Annotated in this window: 19 protein-coding genes, 2 tRNA genes and 1 other annotated feature; of the genes, 8 read left to right on the top strand and 13 right to left on the bottom strand. The window is 43.7% G+C overall.

Going from position 1 to position 22,546, the window contains the following annotated elements:
* Nucleotides 1–131: 131 nt before the first annotated feature.
* On the top strand, nucleotides 132–335 hold the full coding sequence (locus AE2B122_RS10825; protein WP_175074070.1) for a CsbD family protein: 204 nt from the start codon (nucleotides 132–134) through the stop codon (nucleotides 333–335).
* Between the two features lie 162 nt (nucleotides 336–497).
* On the opposite strand, the gene AE2B122_RS10820 is transcribed toward AE2B122_RS10825, so the two are convergent.
* Complete coding sequence (locus AE2B122_RS10820) at nucleotides 498–1,253, bottom strand: N-acetylmuramoyl-L-alanine amidase (protein WP_175074069.1); 756 nt, start codon at nucleotides 1,251–1,253, stop codon at nucleotides 498–500.
* Between the two features lie 185 nt (nucleotides 1,254–1,438).
* Here AE2B122_RS10820 and AE2B122_RS10815 point away from each other — a divergent pair, with 185 nt between their 5' ends.
* From AE2B122_RS10815 to AE2B122_RS10800, 4 genes are read left to right on the top strand one after another with little or no spacing between them, the layout of a single operon-like run.
* Nucleotides 1,439–2,917, top strand: coding sequence for a spore germination protein (locus tag AE2B122_RS10815; RefSeq protein ID WP_175074068.1), 1,479 nt, complete (start codon nucleotides 1,439–1,441; stop codon nucleotides 2,915–2,917).
* A 13-nt stretch (nucleotides 2,918–2,930) separates the two neighbouring features.
* Nucleotides 2,931–4,022 (top strand): GerAB/ArcD/ProY family transporter, encoded by a 1,092-nt coding sequence (locus AE2B122_RS10810; protein WP_175074067.1) that lies wholly within the window; start codon nucleotides 2,931–2,933, stop codon nucleotides 4,020–4,022.
* Nucleotides 4,019–5,263 (top strand): Ger(x)C family spore germination protein, encoded by a 1,245-nt coding sequence (locus tag AE2B122_RS10805; RefSeq protein ID WP_175074066.1) that lies wholly within the window; start codon nucleotides 4,019–4,021, stop codon nucleotides 5,261–5,263. The genes AE2B122_RS10810 and AE2B122_RS10805 overlap by 4 nt, the downstream gene beginning before the upstream one ends.
* Entirely contained in the window at nucleotides 5,263–5,424 is a 162-nt protein-coding gene (locus AE2B122_RS10800) for a hypothetical protein (protein ID WP_175074065.1), read from the top strand. The genes AE2B122_RS10805 and AE2B122_RS10800 overlap by 1 nt, the downstream gene beginning before the upstream one ends.
* A gap of 46 nt (nucleotides 5,425–5,470) precedes the next feature.
* On the opposite strand, the gene AE2B122_RS10795 is transcribed toward AE2B122_RS10800, so the two are convergent.
* Nucleotides 5,471–5,543, bottom strand: a tRNA-Arg gene (locus AE2B122_RS10795).
* A gap of 150 nt (nucleotides 5,544–5,693) precedes the next feature.
* Between AE2B122_RS10795 and AE2B122_RS10790 the strand changes: the two genes are divergently transcribed.
* Both AE2B122_RS10790 and AE2B122_RS10785 read left to right on the top strand, forming a co-directional pair.
* On the top strand, nucleotides 5,694–6,335 hold the full coding sequence (locus AE2B122_RS10790) for a deoxynucleoside kinase (protein ID WP_095220718.1): 642 nt from the start codon (nucleotides 5,694–5,696) through the stop codon (nucleotides 6,333–6,335).
* Nucleotides 6,332–7,015 carry a deoxynucleoside kinase gene (locus AE2B122_RS10785; RefSeq protein WP_095273019.1) on the top strand — a complete coding sequence of 228 codons (684 nt, stop codon included), beginning with the start codon at nucleotides 6,332–6,334 and terminating at the stop codon, nucleotides 7,013–7,015. Before AE2B122_RS10790 ends, AE2B122_RS10785 begins: the two co-directional genes overlap by 4 nt.
* Before the next feature lie 26 nt (nucleotides 7,016–7,041).
* On the opposite strand, the gene proC is transcribed toward AE2B122_RS10785, so the two are convergent.
* The 9 genes from proC to guaB form a co-directional block, all read right to left on the bottom strand.
* Nucleotides 7,042–7,863 carry a pyrroline-5-carboxylate reductase gene (proC, locus tag AE2B122_RS10780; RefSeq protein ID WP_175074064.1) on the bottom strand — a complete coding sequence of 274 codons (822 nt, stop codon included), beginning with the start codon at nucleotides 7,861–7,863 and terminating at the stop codon, nucleotides 7,042–7,044.
* Nucleotides 7,864–7,991: 128 nt separating this feature from the next.
* Nucleotides 7,992–8,084 (bottom strand) — tRNA-Ser (locus AE2B122_RS10775).
* 211 nt (nucleotides 8,085–8,295) lie between these two features.
* Nucleotides 8,296–9,570 (bottom strand): serine--tRNA ligase, encoded by a 1,275-nt coding sequence (serS, locus tag AE2B122_RS10770; RefSeq protein ID WP_175074063.1) that lies wholly within the window; start codon nucleotides 9,568–9,570, stop codon nucleotides 8,296–8,298.
* 48 nt (nucleotides 9,571–9,618) lie between these two features.
* Nucleotides 9,619–9,820 (bottom strand) — a binding site (T-box leader).
* Nucleotides 9,821–10,261: 441 nt separating this feature from the next.
* A complete protein-coding gene (locus tag AE2B122_RS10765; RefSeq protein ID WP_245840443.1) occupies nucleotides 10,262–11,590 on the bottom strand; it encodes a serine hydrolase in 1,329 nt (442 codons plus the stop codon).
* A 107-nt stretch (nucleotides 11,591–11,697) separates the two neighbouring features.
* Entirely contained in the window at nucleotides 11,698–12,378 is a 681-nt protein-coding gene (locus AE2B122_RS10760; protein ID WP_175074062.1) for a uracil-DNA glycosylase, read from the bottom strand.
* 69 nt (nucleotides 12,379–12,447) lie between these two features.
* Nucleotides 12,448–14,556, bottom strand: a complete 2,109-nt coding sequence (locus AE2B122_RS10755; protein WP_175074061.1) for a TRAP transporter permease — start codon at nucleotides 14,554–14,556, stop codon at nucleotides 12,448–12,450.
* Nucleotides 14,549–15,073 (bottom strand): DUF1850 domain-containing protein, encoded by a 525-nt coding sequence (locus AE2B122_RS10750; protein ID WP_175074060.1) that lies wholly within the window; start codon nucleotides 15,071–15,073, stop codon nucleotides 14,549–14,551. Before AE2B122_RS10750 ends, AE2B122_RS10755 begins: the two co-directional genes overlap by 8 nt.
* Nucleotides 15,074–15,139: 66 nt before the next feature.
* On the bottom strand, nucleotides 15,140–16,132 hold the full coding sequence (locus AE2B122_RS10745) for a TAXI family TRAP transporter solute-binding subunit (RefSeq protein WP_175074059.1): 993 nt from the start codon (nucleotides 16,130–16,132) through the stop codon (nucleotides 15,140–15,142).
* 161 nt (nucleotides 16,133–16,293) lie between these two features.
* Nucleotides 16,294–17,769: an IMP dehydrogenase gene (guaB, locus tag AE2B122_RS10740; protein ID WP_095220710.1), complete on the bottom strand. Its 1,476-nt coding sequence runs from the start codon at nucleotides 17,767–17,769 to the stop codon at nucleotides 16,294–16,296.
* A 135-nt stretch (nucleotides 17,770–17,904) separates the two neighbouring features.
* On the opposite strand from guaB, the gene AE2B122_RS10735 reads away from it, so the two are divergent.
* Nucleotides 17,905–18,861 (top strand): YaaC family protein, encoded by a 957-nt coding sequence (locus AE2B122_RS10735; protein ID WP_175074058.1) that lies wholly within the window; start codon nucleotides 17,905–17,907, stop codon nucleotides 18,859–18,861.
* Between the two features lie 10 nt (nucleotides 18,862–18,871).
* Here the strand turns inward: AE2B122_RS10735 and AE2B122_RS10730 are convergent, their stop codons facing one another.
* Together AE2B122_RS10730 and gyrA are read right to left on the bottom strand one after the other, a co-directional pair.
* A complete protein-coding gene (locus AE2B122_RS10730; RefSeq protein ID WP_175074057.1) occupies nucleotides 18,872–19,945 on the bottom strand; it encodes an HD-GYP domain-containing protein in 1,074 nt (357 codons plus the stop codon).
* Between the two features lie 71 nt (nucleotides 19,946–20,016).
* Entirely contained in the window at nucleotides 20,017–22,533 is a 2,517-nt protein-coding gene (gene gyrA / locus AE2B122_RS10725) for a DNA gyrase subunit A (RefSeq protein WP_095220707.1), read from the bottom strand.
* Nucleotides 22,534–22,546 lie beyond the last annotated feature (13 nt).

The raw sequence follows: 22,546 nt of genomic DNA, 5'->3' as shown, positions 1-22,546 counted from the left end.
TTAGTGGTATGGGGGATACCTGATACCAATATACCCTTCTGTTTGTATATTAAACATATTTCTTAAAAAGTTTATTATTTTCTTCATCGGGAAGAGATTTATATACATTTTACAGAAGGAGTGGATTATAAATGGCTGAAAATAAACAAAGTGTTAGTGATAAAGTGAAGGGTGCCGTTTCTAAAGTAAAAGGCGAAACAAAAGACCAGATCGGTAATGCCAAAAATGACAAAGGTATGCAGGCAGATGGTAAGAAAGACAAAGCAAAAGGAAACTTGCAGGATACAGCAGGTAAATTGAAAGAAAACCCTGATCGTCATCCTGACCGTCATTAAGAAAGAGCCTATCCTTTTGTCAGATAAACTAACAGGAAACAAGGGGGACTTGGGAAAGTGAAAACAGCGCCCAATTTCGGCAAATTTCGTGCTACACTTAATTCAAGATTTCCCCTAAAATTTCTAACGCAAAATGGCTGCCAATTGGCAGCCATTTTTGTTTTAGACAATTTCTACATATTGCGGATTCGCTGTAATATAGTTCCCGCTCTTCAGCTTATACATCGTAGAACCATCGACAGTTAATGTCTCCACTACAGTAAACACTTCTCCTTGGCTCACTGTACCAGCGCGCGCATTCCAATCCGGCGCATCATAGTAGTATAATGATGCGGCCTTCACTCGAATCAAGAAAGTTGAGCCTGAACCGGATTTCTTCGTTAGACCAAGTGCTTTCTCCAAACCATTTACATGACCTCGCGCCACATTCTGAATCCATGAGTTGGATTTCATCTTCGCCGCATCGGCACTATTATCAATAAATCCATTTTCCGTCAGGACAGCAGGCATATTTGTCTCCCGAAGTACGTGGAAATTCGCCTTTTTCCTGCCGCGATCCGACATTCCATTCAGTTTCATGACTTCTTCGTGAATTCTTGCTCGCATTACCCCTGTTGCTGAGCTATCCGATAATGTGGAATAAATGAAATCCTCATATCCAGTCCCTCCGCCAGCATTGATGTGGATGCTGAGGAAGAAATCAGCGCCCCAAGCATTAGCATCATTCGTACGCTGAGTAAGGGACGGAAACGTATCCCCGGTACGTGACATACGAACCTCTGCATTTTCATATTCAAGCTGCAAGATACTTCGGATTGATGTTCCAATTGCCAAAACCACATTCTTCTCTTGAATTCCGTTTGCTGTTGCTCCTGGATCTGACCCTCCATGACCTGGATCTACATAGATTTTCACCATTCGACCATCTCCTTTTCTTTTTTTGACTGCTTATAGTACCTTATGCAGCCTTGTACTAGATAAAAGCGGTTGGTGTCACAATTTCACAACCCATTCTGCTTTTAATATCGAAAGCTAGGGATGATTCGTGTCATAAAAGTTAGCAAGTTAGCCACACTAACAAAACGAGAGTGAGGTGATCGGTTATGTTTCCTTGGCAGAAACAAAAGACAGAAGCGATAGAGAAGCGAGAAAACAGAAAGATATCAAAGAACTTAAAAGACAACATCGCATATCTAGAAGAACAGTATTCCTATGGATTGAATTACGATTTCGAATCTAAGTCAGTTCATGGACCGACGGGCAAATACCACCTACTCTTTTATTCCACTACAGTAAATACACAACAGCTGAGTAATCATATTGTTGCACCGTTATTGGAAGTGAAAAAGGATATTCCGATTAATCAAATTTTATCCGTACCAAGTATCACTCCCATAAAGAATATGGGAGAAGCCGAAAAAGGCCTGAATGAAGGCAGTGTAATTATCTTCAAAGAAGGATTGGCAGAAGGATTCGAAGCGAAAATTCAAGATTTCAAGCATCGTGCAGTGGAAAAAGCAGAAAATGAGAAGACCGTAAAGGGACCGAAGGAGTCATTCACAGAGTCTTTACCGACAAATGTCTCTATGTTTCGGAAGAAGATACCGTCTAAAGATTTGATAGTCGAAAATATCAATGTTGGGATGCGACCAGCAATGCCGGTCACCCTTATCTATGAACGAGATTTAGTTAATGACGAAGTGTTGGAGAATATTAAGCAGCGGATTAAGAATATAACAGTTGATAACATCCGGAATGTTGAGATCTTGGAACAATTCATTGAAGAAAGGCCGTCTTCCCTATTTCCTTCAATGCTTTATACCGAAAGACCCGATAATGCATCCAACTTTGTATCGGATGGTTACATTGCCATCATTATGGATAATTCTTCTTCCTGTTTGATTGCACCTATTACAATCTGGTCTTTCTTCCATTCGCCAGAAGATCGGTATTTGAGATGGGCTTTTGCGAACTTCAGCCGACTAATTCGAGCGATCGCCTATTTTATCACCCTTTTTGTATCTGCTAGCTATGTAGCAGTTACAAACTATCATAGTCAGTTGATGCCAATTGATTTGCTGCTCGCGATCGCCAGCAGCAGGGAGCGCGTACCGCTCCCAATTGCTTTCGAAATCCTTCTGATGGAAGTTGCTTTTGAATTGATTAGAGAAGCAGGAGTAAGGATACCATCGCCGCTAGGACCGACAATCGGTATTGTCGGGGCATTGATTCTAGGTCAGGCTGCCGTCGAGGCAAATCTTGTTAGTCCAATCGTTGTTATCATCGTAGCATTAAGCGGCTTGTCCTCATTTGCGGCCGCTAATTATAGCATCAATCATACATTGCGGATCTCCCGCTTTCTTTTCATAGCAGCTGCCAGCGTGTATGGGTTGCTAAGTCTGTTAGGTGCAATATTATTATGGGTCGCGTACGTCGTCTCCATCTCGTCATTTGGTGTCAGCTATTTCTCACCTGCAACACCATCCACGAAATCGACACATGATACCTTTTTCCGAAAGATTTTGAAGAATGAACGGTGGAGACCAGGCTTTCTGAATCCAAAAGATTGGGACAAATATTGAAGGAGGGATAGACGTGGAATTGACGAAGAAGCCGTTGCGTACTCGTGAGATGGTGGCAATTGTCTTTATGATTGTTGGTCTTAAAGGCGGTGATACAACACCTGCCCTTTTTGCAGAACATGCTCAAAATGCTATCTGGCTTGGTCCAATCGTATCTTTCCTAGTCCTTTTAGCTCCCTTCCTTGTGCTAATGTACCTCCTGAAAAAATATAAAAGATTCAATTTGATTGAACTCACATTCCACTTAATAGGAAACAAGGCAGGAACCGTTTTAGGATTACTGCTGTTTGCGAGCGGATTTGTTGCTCTGTCAACAGATATGCGGAATGTAGTAGAAGAAATCAACTATCTTTATTTTCCGAACTCCCCCACCATAGCTATCTATATCATCTTCATCAGTATTTGTATCATTATAGCTAATAAAGGATGGGAAACGATCGGGAGCTTGACTTGGGCTTTACTTCCGGTAATTGTATTAACAATCTTTGCAGTCTTGATTGTTGATATGAGGGATGCTGTTGGATATCGTATCTTTCCGATTTTCGGCGGCGGAGCAGATGTTGTCCTAAAAGAAGGGATTAGTAAATCTTCGGCTTTTTTGGAATTCCTCCTCCTTCCAATTGCATATCAGGCTTTCCATCAGCCAAAGAATTTTCGACTTGGTATATATACTGGTGGAATACTCTCCTGTATTCTAATAGTCTCTTTCTATGCACTTTATACGATGATGTTCGACTATAACACGATCAATAATATAGCTTTTCTTTACCAGGAGTCGACAGAGATTGTAACACTTGGCCACTTTTTTACAAACATCAGCACTTTCTTCATGATCGGCTGGCTTTTCTCCAGCTTCTTGCGTTTCATTATCTATCTGTATATCATATGCTGGATCTTTGGGGCTATATTTGAGATTAAGCGATTTGAAGGACTTCTTCTGCCTATTGGCTTCATTTCCATGATGTTGTCCCTAATTCCACCCAGCTTTGCTGTCAATGAGCTCATTGTCAGGGAAACAAGTCTGCAGATTATTACGCCCCTGTTCCTCATCTTTCCCTTTTTGTTGTGGGGAGCAGCTTTTTGGAAGGATAGAAAGAAAACATGAGACAATTTATCCTCATTTTGTCTCTTCTGCAGCTAGCAATGATCCTGAGTGGGTGTTATGACAGGAAAGAACTAGAAGAACAGGCTTATGTCATCACCATCGCGGTGGATAAAACAGACCGTGATAATATATTTCGATTCACCTTTGAGATTGCTAACCCGGAAGTAGGAAGCTCTGCAACTACTCCTTCCACCAATGAACCTGCTCAAGAAATAATTAGTGTATTAGGAACTGATTTTCTATCCGCCACAAGCACTGCTAATTCATCTATAGCAAAGGAAATTACCTTGGAGCAGGTACGGGTAGTCATCGTTTCCGAGAAACTGGCCCGTTCCAAAGAGTTCATTCATCTGATGCAATCGGCACCAAGTACGGTTGATTTAAAATTAAATGCCCAATTAGTGATAAGTAAAGAAAAAGCAGAAGAATTCGTCCGGCATAACAGTCCCAATTTGGAATCTCGGCCACACAAATACTTTCAATATATGCTCGATCGTGCTAGAGAAACAGGAGTCATTCCAGATGCACCTTTGGTTCGGTTCTTTCAGATTACAGAAGGGGATGCCGATTTATTCGTAGCGCCGTATGCTTCTACTGTAAAGAAACCAAAAGACAGTTATGGTGATGAAGATAGCTACAAAGCTGGGGAAATTGATTTTCATGGCGGTAACGTAACCCAATTTATGGGGTCTGCTGTTTTCAAGGAAGGCCAGATGATTGACTCATTGACTGGTGAAGAAACTCGCTACATTCATATGATGGATCCCACATTTCCCCAACAGGTTATTCTCTCTACCTTTGTAGATCCATTAGAACCAGAATACAATATAGCTGCAAGGGTTCAACTAGATAAAGTCAAAGTGAAAATTGATTACAAAAAAAATCAGACGTCAACGATCGATGTATATATTACGACCCATTTGAACATATTTGCCATTCCAAGCACAGAAGATTATATGAAGAGTCAGAAAAAAAGGAAAATCCTCTACGACTCTATACAAAAAGAAATACTTAAAAATGGTGAAAAACTAGTGAAAAAAACACAGGAAGAATATAAGGCAGAACCATTTTACTGGTCTCTCCACATTCGAAAGAAGTTTCTATCTATCAAGGATTATGAACAGGCAGATTGGTCCAATAAGATTTATCCTAATGCTCATGTTCGGCTGCATGTAAAAGTAGCAAGTCTTGAATTCGGAAAGACACTTCGTCAATCCGACATAGGAAGGGTGCGGGATTGATGCCAATTTTCTATTTGATACTCATGACGTTGGGCGTCACCATCTACACTGGTTTATTCGCTTATTCCCTCCATAGAACTGGCAATAAGAAAGGGATGGTTGCTGTAATTTCACTTATAATTACAGCAATCGCAAGTGCGGTCATACTGAAATTAACTTAAAAAAAGCCACAGCCTCAACAGGCTGTGGCAATTTTTCTTATTAAGACGGCCCCGGCAAGATTCGAACTTGCGACACACGGTTTAGGAAACCGATGCTCTATCCCCTGAGCTACGGAGCCACGACATACTATATTATAACTGAATCGACAAAGCTTGCAAAGTCTGTCGCTTTTTCCACTAGTTTCTTCCTTCACTATATCGAAGCTTGTGACCTTCTATGGTAAACTATATTTATTTGCCATACAACGTTTGAGTTTGGAGGATACATCATGCACGAGCTGCCCTTTATTGCAGTGGAAGGTCCAATCGGTGTCGGTAAGACATCATTGGCTAAGAAAATTGCGGATCACTTTCAGTATACGTTGCTGAAGGAGATCGTAGAAGAAAACCCGTTCCTAGGCAAGTTCTATGAGAATATCGAGGAATGGAGCTTTCAGCTGGAAATGTTCTTTTTGACGAACCGCTACAAACAGCTGAATGATATTCGTAAGGATTATCTTTCCCAGAATCAGCCGGTAGTCGCAGATTATCATATCGCAAAGAATATGATTTTTGCCCAGCGTACACTTGCTGCACCGGAGTTTGATAAATACAGCAAGATCTTCTCTATTCTGACAGAGGATATCGCGCTGCCTAATATGGTCATCTATTTGGATGCCAGTTTGGAAACATTGCTTGAACGGATCGAAATGCGCGACCGAAAAGCGGAACAGCTTATCCAGCCGGATTACTTGAAGCAATTGTCGGCTGATTACCAGACCTTCATGGATCGTTTCGAACAAGACAACCCGCACATACCTGTACTTCGATTAAGCGGTGATGAGTTGGATTTTGTAAAGAACGAGCAGGATTGGAAGTATATTTGTGACAGGATCTCCTCTCACTTGGATAAAGGAGTAACATCATCATGAACCTTAGAGAGAAATACCATATACCTGCAGACAGCGTCATTACCATTGCAGGTACAGTAGGTGTCGGAAAATCGACAATGACACATGCATTAGCAGATGCACTGGACTTCCGTACAAGCTTTGAAAAAGTAGACGGGAATCCTTACTTGGATAAATATTATGCTGATTTTGAACGCTGGAGTTTCCACCTTCAAGTCTACTTCCTAGCAGAACGCTTCAAGGAGCAAAAGCGAATCTTTGAATATGGCGGCGGCTTCATTCAAGACCGTTCTATTTATGAAGATACAGGAATCTTTGCTAAAATGGCGTTTGAAGAAGGTAATATGTCCAAAGTAGATTATGAAACATATCGTTCTCTCTTTGATGCGATGGTTATGACGCCTTACTTCCCCCATCCGGATTTATTGATCTACTTGGAAGGATCCTTCGATCATATCATCAGCCGAATTAAACAGCGCGGCCGCGAGATGGAACAGCAAACACCAATCAGCTATTGGGAAGAGATGTTTCACCGCTATGAAAAATGGATCAATGATTTTAATGCTTGTCCTGTGCTGCGAGTGAATATAGCAGACTATGATTTATACAATCCAAATACATCAATTGAACCGATTTTAGAGAAGGTCGGCCATTTTATCCAGCATTCCCGTAAATGGACATCCCGCCAGCCTTCCAAATAAAAAAAACGCCTATAATGGCGTTTTTTTTATTTGCTGAATGCTTGTCCCATTTCCTTCGATCGGGCAGCCGCTGCTTTTACACATGCTTGAATAGCTGCTTTTACACCTTGCTCTTCCAGCACGCTGATACCCGCTGCAGTTGTGCCACCAGCACTGGTGATGTTCGCACGCAGCTGAGCTGGGGTTAGATCTGACTGCTCAAGCATCTTCGCTGCCCCTTTGAAAGTTTGGATCAACAGTTGTTTGCTAACACTCTTATCAAGTCTGACTTGAGAGCTTGCTTCCTCCAACGCTTCCATCATGTAATAAAGATAAGCCGGACCGCTGCCAGAAATGGCAGTGACTGCATCCATAGCCTCTTCCTCCACCTCTACAGTCTCTCCAACAGTATTAAATAGACTGCTAACAACCTTCATCTCCTCACTGCCTGCATGTACTCCTGCAGCGACTGCTGTAGCTGCCTCGAGAATCGTAGCAGAGGTATTAGGCATAGCCCGAACAACCGGCTGATTGGATGGCAGATAGCTTTCCAGAAAAGAAGTGTGAATTCCTGCCAATATCGATACGACAATTTGTTTTGAATTAAGATTTGCTGCTTTCAAAGATGATAACGCAGCTTCGGCATCTTTCGGCTTCATCGATAAAATAATGACGTCTGCATCTTTTAACAGATCCGTCTGATTCCGCGTAATCATTACTCCATATGCTGCATGCAATTCTTGTAGCCTCGCATCATTAGCATGATTCGTCAGCCATATACCTTTCGCTGGGAGATGCTCTGCTGCGATTAATCCTTTAACGAGCGCTTCTGCCATTGCGCCTGCGCCTACAAATGCTATTTTCTTCATAAATGCCTCCGTTCCACGTGAAACAAGTTTGTAGTATTATCCGATGCTTCTTTTCAGAAGTCAATAAAAAAATCGTTACGGATCAACCGTAACGATTTATGTATTTTAATTTTATGTGTTTGTAAAAATGGAGGAGGAAGAGGGATTCGAACCCCCGCGAGCGATGAAGCCCCTGTCGGTTTTCAAGACCGATCCCTTCAGCCAAACTTGGGTATTCCTCCGTAAGACAAGTACTAATATATCATGTAGTATGTCCACATGTCAACAAAATATTAAAAAAAGGTGAAGGAGGGGAAAACAAACCCTTACGATCCTTAAACGAGCCACTATCGGTTTTCGAGACCGATTCTTTCAGCTGAATCTAGGGTACCCCTCCATGCTTTTGTCTCCAAAGCTATCTCACCATAATTTCAAGTCTACTGTCAAAATCCTTTAGCGGATCTCAGCCTTACCGCCCATGTAAGGTACCAATACTTCTGGAACCTTCACGGAACCATCAGCCTGCTGGTAATTCTCCAGGATAGCAGCAACTGTACGGCCTAGTGCCAATCCAGATCCATTCAATGTATGAACAAATTCTGGCTTGCTCTTCTCATCGCGTCTAAAACGAATGCCAGCACGACGCGCTTGGAAGTCCTCAAAGTTGGATACAGAAGAGATTTCACGATACGTACCGCTGCTTGGAAGCCAAACTTCCAGGTCATATTTTTTCGCAGCTGTGAAACCGAGATCGCCTGTACACATGCTCATGACACGGTATGGCAGACCTAGCAGCTGCAATACTTTCTCTGCATGTCCTGTGATTTCTTCCAGTACGTTATAGGAATCCTCAGGCTTAACAAACTGTACAAGCTCCACTTTATTGAACTGATGCTGGCGAATCAGACCGCGTGTATCACGGCCGGCAGATCCAGCTTCAGAACGGAAGGAAGCACTGAATGCCGCGAATCGCTGTGGCAGCTGATCGCTTTTCAAGATTTCTTCGCGATAGTAGTTCGTTACAGGAACCTCTGCTGTTGGTACGAGGAAGTAATCCCAACCCTCAACCTTAAAGGCATCTTCTTCGAATTTTGGCAACTGGCCAGTTCCTGTCATGCTTGTTCTGTTCACCATGTATGGCGGAAGCATTTCCTGATATCCGTGCTCATCAGAATGCAAATCCATCATGAAGTTAATCAAGGCGCGCTCCAAGCGGGCACCTAATCCTTTGTAGAACACGAAACGGCTTCCTGTTACTTTAGCAGCACGTTCGAAGTCTAGTATGCTTAAGTCTGTTGCAATATCCCAATGGGCCTTTTCTTCAAAATCCTTCTGCTGCACTTCGCCCCATTTGCGTGCTTCCACATTATCATCCTCAGATTCGCCAACTGGGACGCTCTCATGCGGAATATTCGGGATAGAGAGTAATAGCAAATCAAGCTCACTCTCAACGTCTCGAAGCTCCTCGTCGTATGCTTTGATTTGATCGCCTACTTCGCGCATCTCTTTGATTTGTACATCAGCATCTTGCTTCTCTTTTTTAAGAACTGCAATCTGCTTGGATACCTCATTTCGCTTTGCTTTCAGTTCTTCTGTACCATTAATCAGTTTGCGGCGACGATCATCCAAATCCCCGAATTTATCTAGATCAGTTAAATCTTCACCGCGATTTTGCAACTTTTGTTTTACTTCTTCAAAGTTTGAACGTAAAAATTTCATATCCAGCATATGTGCTTCCTCCTTTTTTCTTGAACAAAAAAACATCCCATCCCTAAAAAAAGGGACGAGATGTTTCACCCGCGATACCACCCTGGTTGAAGACAAAGAAATCTTCCGGCTCGGCAAGGTAACGGTTTGTACCGGGTATGTTTCCATACCATTCCAGGATGGATTCACCTACAGCGCTGCATCGATTTCCACCAGCCATCGACTCTCTTAAAGCATGCTGTAAGTTACTAGTTCCTATCATCACGTTGTTGTTATTCTTCCTAAAGAATAGCTAATTTCAGGTAATTATGCAAGTATGATATGCAATTCCAGCTCTAGCTTCTACATACTAAAAGAATTTTATACGAAAAAGCCGGAAAAGACTGAGTCTTTTCCGGTTTTCAGCTATGTCTAGCTGTGAAAGCCAGGTACTAGAGGATAAGCAATGAATCCGCTTTTGCTATGTCTAGCTCCAGAAACCAGAAACTTCGCCATAAGCGTGAAGTCCCTGCGGAAGTAAGAACACCTTCCTCCGGGCCTTCTCACTTATTTCTACGTTTCTAATCGGTTTCTTCCGCTTTTCTCTGTTGTCTAGCTGCAATGAACAGAAACTGCGGTATAGGCGATAAATCCCTGCACGAGGAAAAGCACCTCATTCCGGGCTTTCTCACCTATTTCTCCGTTTCTAAGCGTTCTTTTCCGCTTTTCTTATTTAAAACCAGCCTTTAACTGTATCAGAGACACTAGTGAAGATTCCTGCGAAGAAATCACCGATTGCGCCTAGAGAGAGCATGAACCAGTTTGATTTTTCTACATCTTCGGATGCTACAACGTCAACAGTATAGGAGCCGCCGTTGATGTTGCCTTGGTCATCTCCGTCATAGACGAGTGTCGCAGTTCCGACTTTGTCGCCTTTTTTCACTGGAGCAACCAGTTCGCCATCTGCGTCCAGCTTGTCCTTGTCGACTTTGTATTCCAAATGGTATTTATCTTCTTCGCCATTCTTCACAGAAGTGGTAACTGCATCTTTTGTTGAGATGGCTACACTATCTTCTTTTCCTTTTGCAACTGGTACAGAAGCATGGTCCTTGATTTCTGTTCCTGCTTTGTAAAGTTCAGCCTGCTCGAATTGATTGAAGCCGTAATCAAGCAGCTTTGCTGTTTCTTGGAAGCGTGCTTCTTCGCTTTCTGTTCTCATAACAACTGTAATATAGCGCTGTCCATTCCGTTCTGCTGTACCTGTAAAGCAGTAACCTGCTGGAGTTGTATGGCCTGTTTTTAAACCATCCATGCCTTCATAGCCATATGCTTTCAAGTAGCCCGGCATGTCTGGAAGCATCCAGTTCCAGTTCGTGATTTGTTTACCATCAAAGTTTGTCTGTGTCTGACTGGCAACCTCAAGCGCCTCTGGATGATCCTTGATCAAGTTATATGCCAGGATACCAGTAGACTTTGCAGTCATCAGGTTTTCGTCGTTGACATTTGTACCCTCTGGTCGGTCATCGCCTAAATCAGAATTGGAAAGACCGGAAGAGTTAACGAATTTGTAATCCTTCATCCCGATTTCTTCTGCTTTTTCATTCATCATTTTGACGAATTCCGTCTCGCTGCCCGCCACAAGTTCAGCCAGCACGATAGTAGCTGCGTTATCGGAGTAGATCGCCATCGCATTGTACAAGTCGCGAACAGTGTAATCTTTATCCTGTGTCAGTCCTGTTCCAGAGAAATCCGTATTCGAGGAAATGCTGTATGGATAATCGCTTACCTGTGTTGTCGTATCCCATGAAATATCTCCTGCTGCAATAGCATCCAAGATGAGATATTCCGACATCATCTTCGTCATACTTGCTGGAGGTAAAGTGAGATCTGCCTGCTTCGCATATAATATTTCACCAGAGTTGGCGTCTATTAGAATTGCGGATTCCGCTTCAATATCCAAGCCTTCCGCAGCTTGTGTGTCTAGTGGCTTCGCTAGAAAAGTGTTAAACGTAATCAGCATCGCGAGCAAACCAATCATCGATGCTTTCAAAAGATGTTTCAAAGTCTTCCTACCTCCACAAAAAATAGAATCGTTACTGTGCATCCCCGCTATTTTACCATAGACGATAGGCAGAGGGGAACGTACTTTGTACCGATTCTACATTTTGTTCACAGGTCTGGAATACACCAGTCAATTGGCTCTAATCCATTATTTTCTAATATTTCGTTTGTCTTAGAAAATGGTTTGCTTCCGAAGAATCCGCGCCTTGCTGATAAAGGACTTGGATGGACAGAAGTAAGTGTATAGTGCTTCTCCGTATTAATCAGCTTCTGTTTCTCCTGAGCATGCTTCCCCCAAAGAATGAATACAACGGGATCCTGCTTGTCATTCAATGATTGAATGACACGGTCCGTGAAGTGTTCCCAGCCTTTGCCTCGGTGAGATGCTGCCTGATGGGCTTCTACAGTCAAAGCTGTATTCAAAAGCAGCACACCTTGTTCAGCCCAACGCTTCAAATAACCATGTGTCGGAATCGGGCAGCCGATATCATCTGCCAGCTCTTTGTAGATATTTACAAGTGATCTCGGGATAGCCATCTCGGGCTGCACTGAAAAACTAAGACCATGCGCCTGATTTGGTCCATGATATGGATCTTGTCCGAGGATAACCACTTTTGTATCCGCAAATGAGGTCACTTGCAGCGCTTCGTAAATATGCTGCATATCAGGATAGATTGTCCGCTCTTGGTAGGCGTTCTTTAGAAAGCCGTGCAGTTCCTTATAATAGTCTTTTTGGAATTCTTCCTGCAGAATATCCTGCCAGTCATTCTCAATAATTTGTTTCGTCATAGCCTTCCACCTCCTGGACATTGTATCAGACCTATACCCGAATTCAACCATAGGAAAAGCCACCTTCCCTTAGAAAGATGGCTTTTTAACAGGTACATTCCATTCGGAACGTTTCACGAAATATTGGATAGCAATCAGTGCTGCAAAGACGATAATGCCAGTTATACCGGACCAAACTTCCGGATAAATGAGCACTAGTCCTCCTGCTACAGCCAGCAAGCGCTCCACAATATATAGCTTGCGATACCAGTAGCCGATGATTCCTGCACCGATACTGATCATACCGAGAAAGGCTGTGATGAATATCCAAACGACATGCAGATAGTTGCCATCTATGTCATAAAGCAGCAGCCTTGGTTCCAGCACGAACATGTATGGAATGATAAATGCTGCAATTGCTAGTTTGGCTGCATTCACACCCGTAGCAATCGGCCGGCCGCCGGATATACCCGCTGCTGCAAAAGCTGCAAGGGCCACAGGCGGTGTAATATCTGCCATGATTCCGAAATAAAAGACGAACATATGCGCAGATAGATCATTTACACCAAGCAGGATAATTGCTGGTGCTGCAATAGTTGATGTGATGATGTAGTTGGCAGTAGTCGGTGCTCCCATTCCGAGAATCAAGGAAGCTATCATTGTAAAGAACAATGTGAGCAGCAGTTTTTCATTCGCCAAATCGACGAGACTGTTCGCCAAGCTCAGCCCAAGTCCTGTTTTCGTCACAACCGCTACGATAATCCCGGCTGCAGCAGTTGCAGCGATAACACTAAGGGCTGTACGTGCTCCTTCCACCAATGCCTGTATCGTATCAATGAAGTTCTGATCAAATAAATAACTTACGATCACGGTAACAAGTGCTGCGACAATCAAAGCTGTCTCAATTGAAATTCCGCTTGTAACAGCTCCATACACGATATATGCGACAAACGCAGCTGCGAAAACAATTGGATATAGATGACGATACCGTTCCTTACGCAGAAGTCCGACCAAGATACACGTGATAATACCATAGATGGCTGCACGCATGATACTTAGTCCGGAACTTAAGTAAAATACCATTGCCAGGATCGGCAGCAGCAGATACAAATTCTTAAGAACTTCCTTCTTGTTCGGCATTTCTTCCTGCTGCAAACCTCGCAGTCCGGTTCGCTTAGCCTCGAAATGAGTCATAATCCAAATACCGGAAAAGTAAAGAATAGCCGGAATGATAGCTGCTTTTGCAATCGTCCAATAGCTGACTCCGATAAACTCAACCATCAAGAAGGCAGCCGCTCCCATAATCGGAGGCATGATCTGGCCTCCTGTAGAGGAAGATGCTTCTACTGCGCCGGCAAAATTCTTCGAGTATCCCAAGCGTTTCATCATTGGGATTGTAAAGGAACCGGATGTAACTACGTTAGCCACCGAGCTTCCGCTCACTGTTCCCTGCAAGGCACTGGAGAATATCGCTACCTTCGCTGGTCCGCCAATTCTTCTTCCGGCAACGACCAAGGCCAAATCATTGAAGTACTGTCCGACACCTGTTTTGACGAGGAAAGCCCCGAAAAGCAGAAACAGGAAAATATAAGTTGCAGATACACCAATAGGAGTACCTAATATTCCTTGTGTCGTAAAGAACAGGGACTGGACGAGTGTATCGACGTCGACTCCCGGATGAATGAGGAATCCTGGCATTTGTCTGCCCCAATAGGCATAGGCCAGGAATGCGACAGCGATAATGACAATCGGCAGACCTACAGTCCGACGAGTTGCTTCAAGCACTAAAAGTATAGCCATTGAGCCGACTATGAAGTCTAATGTGGTAATTTGTCCAGCTTGCGCAATGATATCATTGTACATAACCGGCCAATAAGCACCGACAACAAATCCTAGAATAGCGAGTATGTAATCATACCAGGCAATTTTTGTCCTGCTGCTCTTTTTAGAAGCAGGAAAGAGAAGGAATATCAAAACGAGCCCGAATCCTAAGTGAATGGAACGATGAATCTGTGTCGGGATATTCCCGTAAGTTGCCGTGTATAGCTGATAAATCGAGAAAGCTAGTAAACCATAAAAAACGATAATACTCATGATCCCAGCCAGTCGTCGGAAATTCGATTCAGAATCGTATTTCTCAATCAGCTGCTGCTGTTGTTCTTCCGTCAGCCTCTCTGCTTGGGCTAGCTTGTCACTCATGTAATTTCTCTCCTTTCCAAAGCGTCCAGTGATTCACGTAGCGGCTTACGATCGCAATCGTCTCACCTGGACCGATGTTATCCTGTAAGCTATATGCTGTATCTTTAAAGATGATCTGATGGTTAGCTTTCACAGCTCCAATCGTCAGATAAAGCTTGTCTGTCGAACCTTGGAGATCGGATAATATGTATTTTCCATCCTCCATCGTGAATGTTTGACCTGCTTCTGCATTAGCTGGCATCCCTACTGCTGTATCCTCATAGATCAATCGTTTCGGAAATAGGCGCTCATCCTGGATCATGTACTCCTCATATACATCCGATAAATGGATAGAATGTGTGTATTTGATCTGGAAATGATCGCTGTTCACTACTGGCAAATAGCTGAGCAGTTCCCCATTATCGGGATTTTCGAAAGCAAGGATCTGCTGAGTTGGGTAGACAGCATACCAAAGGAGCATGACCACAGCCGCTGCAGCCAGCAGCCATCGTTTCTTCGGTATACGGAATCGATTCATATCCTTACACCCTTTCAAGCCCAAAAAATCGCCGGTAACCGAAGGATACCGGCGATACACTTGCAGTTATTGCGGTACTTCTACGCCTGCTTCTTCAAAGTAACGTAATGCACCTGGATGGAAATCGATGCTCACACCTTCTACAGCACTCTCTGGCTTGATGAATTCAGCTTTCTGATGACCGATTTCATCAGTGTGCTCATAGATAGCTTTCGTAATGTTGTAAACGAGATCCTCATCCATGCCCTCTGTCGTTGCAAGCATTGCATTTACAGAAACTGTCTCAACAGGCTCCTCCAAGCTGTATGTTCCTTCTTCAATCGTGTAAGGAGCGTAATAAGGCTTCTCTTCGATTAATTGATTCACTTTATCCTCTTCCAGTCCGACAATCGTGATCGATGTTGTAGCAGAAAGACTTTCTACCGCTCCTGTCGGTGTACCAGCAGTAATGAATGCTGCATCAATCGTTCCATCCTGCATACCAGTTGTCGATTCACCGAAATCAAGATTCTGCACCTCGATATCATCTACAGTCATATCGTATATACCAAGTATATCTTCTGCACTTGCGTTCGTTCCGGATCCTGGAGCTCCGATTGATACAGTCTTACCTTTTAAATCTTCTATAGTTTGGATTCCGCTATCCTCTGTCGCTACAATCTGAATTGTTTCTGGATACAAGGAACCGATCGCCTGAATATTATCAATTGCTTCCCCGTCAAACATTAAAGTCCCTTCTGAAGCATATGCAGCAATATCAGTCTGGGTAAAGGCGATGACATCATCATTACCTTCACTCATCGTATTCATATTCTCTACCGAAGCACCTGTCGATGTTGCACGTGCTTCTACATCTTCCACGTTTGAATTAATAATTTCAGCTAAGCTTCCCCCAAGCGGATAGTATGTACCTTCCGTTCCACCTGTCAGCAAATCGATGAATTGCGGACCGCCATCAGAAGAGGTGCTGTCACTCGTCCCTCCCCCGCAAGCTGCCAGAATCACTGTCAACGCTGCAATCATGCTAAGCATAATAAATGATTTCTTCTTCTTTTTCATGTTTGCATACCCCCTATTTATTTCTAAATACAATTCTTTATAAATGTAGCAAATCCTGCTTGTTATTTCAATTTTAATTTTATTGAAAATTGTCAGTAATTTTAGTATAGTATGTGCTAAATAAAGAAAAACGGCGTGCAAATGCACGCCGTTCGGGATAATTAGTTAATAGAATAGTTCGGTGCTTCTTTTGTAACTTGGACATCATGCGGATGGCTTTCACGCAATCCTGCACCAGTCATACGGATAAACTGCGCATTCTCACGGAAATAATCAAGATCAGGGGCACCGCAGTAGCCCATGCTAGCACGCAAGCCGCCAAGCAGCTGATGAACCGTATCAGAAAGTGATCCTTTGTATGCGACACGGCCTTCGATGCCTTCTGGAACCAATTTCTTCGCTTCTTCTGTTTCACCTTGGAAGTAGCGATCTTTCGAGCCAGATTTCATTGCACCGACAGATCCCATACCGCGATACACTTTATATTGACGGCCTTGGAAGATTTCAGTCTCACCAGGGCTTTCTGTTGTACCCGCAAACATACTGCCGAGCATAACAGCATGTCCGCCTGCTGCGATCGCTTTAGCGATATCACCGGAATACTTGATCCCGCCGTCAGCAATGATGGAGACACCATGCTTTTCTGCTTCCGCTGCACAATCGTGCACAGCAGTGATTTGCGGTACACCTACACCAGCTACAACGCGTGTTGTACAAATGGAGCCTGGTCCAATACCGACTTTTACGACGTCAGCACCAGCTTCAATCAACGCGCGCGTACCTTCTGCTGTCGCTACGTTACCAGCAATCAAGTCAACTTCAGGGAACTTGTCTTTGATCGCTCTAACCTGCTCCAAAACACCTTTGGAGTGACCATGAGCTGTATCAACAACAAGTACGTCTACACCTGCGTCTACCAATTTACTGATACGAGTCATTGCATCACCAGTGACCCCAACAGCAGCTCCTACTAACAAACGTCCATGTTTATCTTTAGCAGAATTCGGGAACTCAATCACTTTCTCGATATCTTTGATTGTGATTAAGCCTTTCAGCACACCATTTTCATCGACAAGCGGCAGCTTCTCGATTTTATGCTTCTGAAGGATTTTCTCTGCATCATCTAATGTAGTTCCAACAGGTGCTGTCACCAAGTTTTCTTTTGTCATGACATCGGAGATCGCGATGGAATAATCCTGTACGAAACGAAGATCGCGATTTGTCAGGATACCGATCAGTTTCTGCTCTTCTCTGTTGTTAACGATTGGTACACCTGAAATGCGGAATTTACCCATCAGATGCTCTGCATCGAACACTTGGTTTTCCGGGCATAAGAAGAATGGGTCTGTGATAACGCCGCTTTCCGAACGTTTGACGCGATCCACCTGCTCTGCTTGTTCTTCAATGGACATGTTTTTGTGGATGATACCAAGTCCACCCTGTCTAGCCATTGCAATCGCCATGCTTGCCTCTGTTACTGTGTCCATTCCTGCACTGATTAATGGAATGTTCAAAGTGATATTTTTTGTCAATGCTGTTTGGAATTTCACATCACGTGGCAGAACCTCTGATTTAGCCGGCACAAGCAAGACATCATCAAAAGTTAAACCCTCTTTAGTAAACTTATCTTCCCGCATGTTTATCCTCCTTTTATCATGAAATGTTTATATTTGGTTAAAATACTGCTATTAAAACCTATTGTTACTTACAATACGCCAAGATGCGCGGTTTTTCAACTATATGAGCACGTAAAAATCATTGGAGGATTCTGTATGCATGATGAAAACGTATCCACCTTTCTTTCCTTCCTTGAAGCAGAAGATGCAGCTCTTTCCTTCCTGCAAGAAAGCTATCAGCATCTCAGTGTTCCCGATGCAGAGTCACAGAGCTATCAAAATGTTTCCGCCTTCCTTGCCTATCTGGAACATGGTAAATCTTATTATTCCTATGGAAAAAATGCCCCGCTATTGATGAAGCCTGTCTTATTATTTTACGGAATGACCCATTTTATGAAGGCAAGTTTGCTGCTGACACGTCCTGCCTATCCAGAATCCACAGCAGATCTTGCACATGGCTTGTCGACTAGAAAGCGTAAGAAGCGTGACTATCAATTCAGCATGGATGAAGTATTATTCCAGCAGCGCGGCTTATTCCCGTATTTTTCACGTCACGTTTGTAAGAGAGAACTTCATAATGTCAAAAAGGTTTCCATGGGGGATATGTTCGGATTAGTTCCAGAACTGCATGATCTTCTTTCACTGCAGAAGGGGAAGCGTAATCTGACAGAAGTTAGTCTGAGAAAGGATGCGCTAATTCTGCCGGAGTGCTTACTAGACGAATTTCAATATACAAAACGCCGCTTTTTAGAATTCCTGGAATCTTTCTCTTTTAAGATAATCGAGCAGGATCAGCTTGCAATGCAGCCCCCTGATTCGCTGTGGCAAACAGCTGGACCGCTTTACGGCAATCCGGTTAACCATCAATACTATTTTATCCAGCAGAGCTATTGGAGCAGTTTTCATGAGTGCATGGCTCATTATGCACTGCTGTATAACCTAAGCATGATATGTCGTTATGAAGCAGAGTGGTGGACAGACCTGCTTCATGTTAACCGGCGTAACGAATATCCACTCATTGTCCGTTTTTTGGAGATCACTGCAGAAAAATTCCCTTTATTGATTGGTTCCTACATGCTAAAGCATTTTCAGGATATTAAAAAAGCACGCTGATTAGCGTGCTTCATAAGATGATTTGATCGATGCGTATATGCGGCATTTCAGTCAATGCTTTCACTTGCCCTGTTTCTTGCTCTCGAACCATCGGCTTGGTCGGATGATTATTATCCGTAAAGACAACCTCTGCAAGCTCCCCAGATGATAGTCTGACTGTTGTGTTTTGCTGTGCATCGATAAATGCCTGGATAAAGTGCTGGATCATTGCCGGGTCAAATCGTCTGAATTGCTCCTCCAGGATGATGTCCACTGCTTCATATGGAGATACAGCAGCTCGGAAAGCACGTTCGGATATCAAAGCATGATATGTATCACAAATGGAGAGAAGACTGGCAAATGAATGGATCTTTTCCTTCGGTAATCGCAGCGGGTAACCAGCTCCATCTGCCCGTTCATGATGCTGGAGGATGGCAAGCTTCGCTTTGGAAGAGAGGAGAGGAGCCTGCTCGACCATACGATAAGAGAAGGTTGGATGCTTTTGGACGTCTTCCCAGTCACTATCGTGCAAACGGCGCTTCTGGATGTGATACGGCTGTTTAAGTTTAGATATACCGCAATCAGCTAGGTAAGCAGCCAAACCGATTTGCTTGGTGTCCGCCTCAGAAAAACCTGCTTTTTGTAAAACAGCAGCTACAAGCGCAGCCGTACCTGCTGCGTGTCCCGACAAATAATCAATCTGCTCTTTGTATGCAGGCAAATTGAACACATTTCCTTCCCATTCACTGACCTTCTCCAGTACAGGCAGAATATGTTTGCGAAGTGCAGCTATATCAACAGTGGAGCCATGCTGCCATGCGTTGAATTGTTTTTGATAGCCTTTAGCTGCTGCTGCATAGGCATCCAGGAAATGCACTTGTATGATGGCAGGCTGTATGCTTACAGAATCCTTTTCAGGAACAAAACTGCTGCCATTCTCTAAATGACTGGCAACTGTTACTTCTTTTACGAGCATTTTTTGCAAATAAAAGATCTCCGTATCTGTCAGTACTGTCTTGCTTTTTACGAGTGGCATACCGCTTTTACCGATAACATCGGCTGTTACGATACAGCCAGCGACGAGCTGATTGGCTGAGACGATCATATCCTGCATCCTTTCATCCAAAGGTTATGTAAAAAAAAGCATTCCCACTATGGGAGCGGGAATGCTAATAATCATTCTTCTTCTGTATCATCAGCCTCTGATACTACTGGTTCCTCCAGCATATCATCTGAGACATCCTCGATTTCTTCCTCTTGCTCTTTATCAATACGAGCAACAGTAGCTACCGCTTCATTCTCCTGAATACGAATCAGAATAACACCCTGTGTATTTCGGCCAGTGGACGAAATACTTGAAACAGGCATCCGAATCAATACACCGGAGACTGTAATGATCATGATATCTTCTTCACCGGTAACCGGCTTAGCTGATACCATCTGTCCTGTTTTATCCGTGATCTTGGATGTAAGAATTCCCTTACCGCCGCGATTCGTGATGCGATACTCCGACTCAGGTGTCCGTTTTCCGAAACCTTTTTCGGTAACATTCAGGATATCGACACCTTCATCAATTATATCCATAGACACGACCGAATCATCTTCCCCGCGGAGAGTTATTCCTTTAACCCCTGCCGCAGTACGGCCCATTGGTCTGATTTGCTCCTCTGGGAATCGGATCAGGTAACCATTCTTCGTCGCGATCATGATGTGTTTATGACCATCTGTCATACGAACAGATATCAATTCATCATCTTCACGCAAGTTCAATGCGATAAGACCGCCCTTACGAATATTGGCAAATTGAGATAGGGTTGTCCGTTTGGAAATCCCTTGTTTGGTTGTGAATATCAAATACCAGTCATCTGCGAACTCTTTGACTGGAATCAAAGCGTTAATCCATTCGCCTTTTTCGATTTCCAGCATATTGATGATCGGAATACCTTTTGCTGTACGGCTGAATTCCGGCACCTCATAGCCTTTCGCACGATAAACTTTTCCTTTGTTCGTAAAGAACAGAATCGTATCATGTGTGCTGGTCGAAATAAGATGTTCGACGAAGTCATCTTCGTTCGTTCCCATACCTTGGATTCCTCGCCCGCCGCGTCCTTGGCTGCGGTAAGTGTTTGAAGGCAGGCGTTTGATATAGCCTTGGTGTGTTAATGTGATAACGACATTCTCAACAGGAATAAGTGCTTCATCCTCTATGAAGTCAATACCGCCAATAACGATTTCTGTACGGCGTTCATCACCGAAACGTTCCTTGATCTCAGTCAATTCTTCTCGAATGATCTCAAGCACCTTCTCTTCATCAGCAAGTATCGCTTTAAGCTCCGCAATCACTTTGACTAGTTCCTGATACTCATCTTCAATCTTGTCACGCTCTAAGCCTGTTAGGCGCTGCAGACGCATATCTAGGATTGCTTGTGCTTGCTTATCAGAAAGGTTGAAGCGCTCCATCAATCCGTCACGAGCAATATCTGTTGTCTGGGAGCCGCGGATCAAGCTGATGATCTCATCGAGATTATCCAGGGCAATCCGTAACCCTTCCAGGATATGTGCTCTCGCTTCTGCTTTACGCAATTCAAATTCTGTTCTGCGGCGGATGACGACTTGCTGGTGATCAAGATAATGTGACAATGCCTGTTTCAGGTTCAGAATCTGCGGTTTGTCATCCACAAGGGCTAGCATATTGATCCCGAAACTTGTCTGTAGGGCTGTATGCTTGTACAAATTGTTAAGAATGACATTCGGGTTCGCATCACGGCGAACTTCAACCACGACGCGCATACCGTTACGGTCGGATTCATCTCGCAGGTCTGTAATTCCTTCAATACGCTTATCACGGACAAGTTCTGCTATTTTCTCGACAAGACGTGCCTTATTCACCTGATATGGCAATTCGTGCACGAGAATGGTCGATTTACCGTTATCATGCTCAATAATTTCTGTCTTGGCACGAATCGTAATCGAACCACGGCCAGTTTCATAAGCTTTCCGAATACCGCTTCGGCCCAGGATCTCAGCTGCAGTAGGGAAATCTGGACCGAATATATGATCATCCATCAATTCCTCGATAGTGATATCCGGATTTTTACTAAGGGCCAGTACCGCATTTATCGTTTCATTCAGGTTATGAGGCGGGATATTCGTTGCCATACCTACCGCAATACCCGAAGCCCCATTCACAAGCAAGTTCGGGAAACGAGCTGGCATTACGAGTGGCTGCTTTTCAGAGCCATCATAGTTATCGCCGTAATCGATCGTATCCTTGTTGATATCACGCAATAGCTCCATCGATATCTTGGACATGCGTGCTTCTGTATAACGCATTGCCGCTGCTGAGTCGCCGTCCACAGAACCGAAGTTTCCATGTCCGTCTACGAGCATATAACGATAGCTAAAATCCTGCGCCATACGAACCATCGCTTCGTACACAGCTGTGTCACCATGCGGGTGGTATTTACCGATTACTTCCCCGACGATACGGGCTGATTTCTTATATGCCTTATCAGCATGCATTCCCAAATCATGCAATGCATAAAGGATTCTGCGATGCACCGGCTTTAAGCCGTCTCTCGCATCAGGCAATGCACGCGCTACGATAACGCTCATTGCATAGTCAAGGAACGACGTACGCATTTCCTGACTTATATCTCTTTCTTGCACACTTGGACGTAATTCATCCGCCATGCGAAAACCTCCT

Origin of the sequence: Terribacillus sp. AE2B 122, from assembly GCF_902497585.1 — a bacterium.
GTDB lineage: Bacteria > Bacillota > Bacilli > Bacillales > Amphibacillaceae > Terribacillus > Terribacillus saccharophilus_A.
The sequence above is the reverse complement of the archived record's forward strand: the minus strand, read 5'-3'. Positions and strand labels throughout refer to the sequence as shown.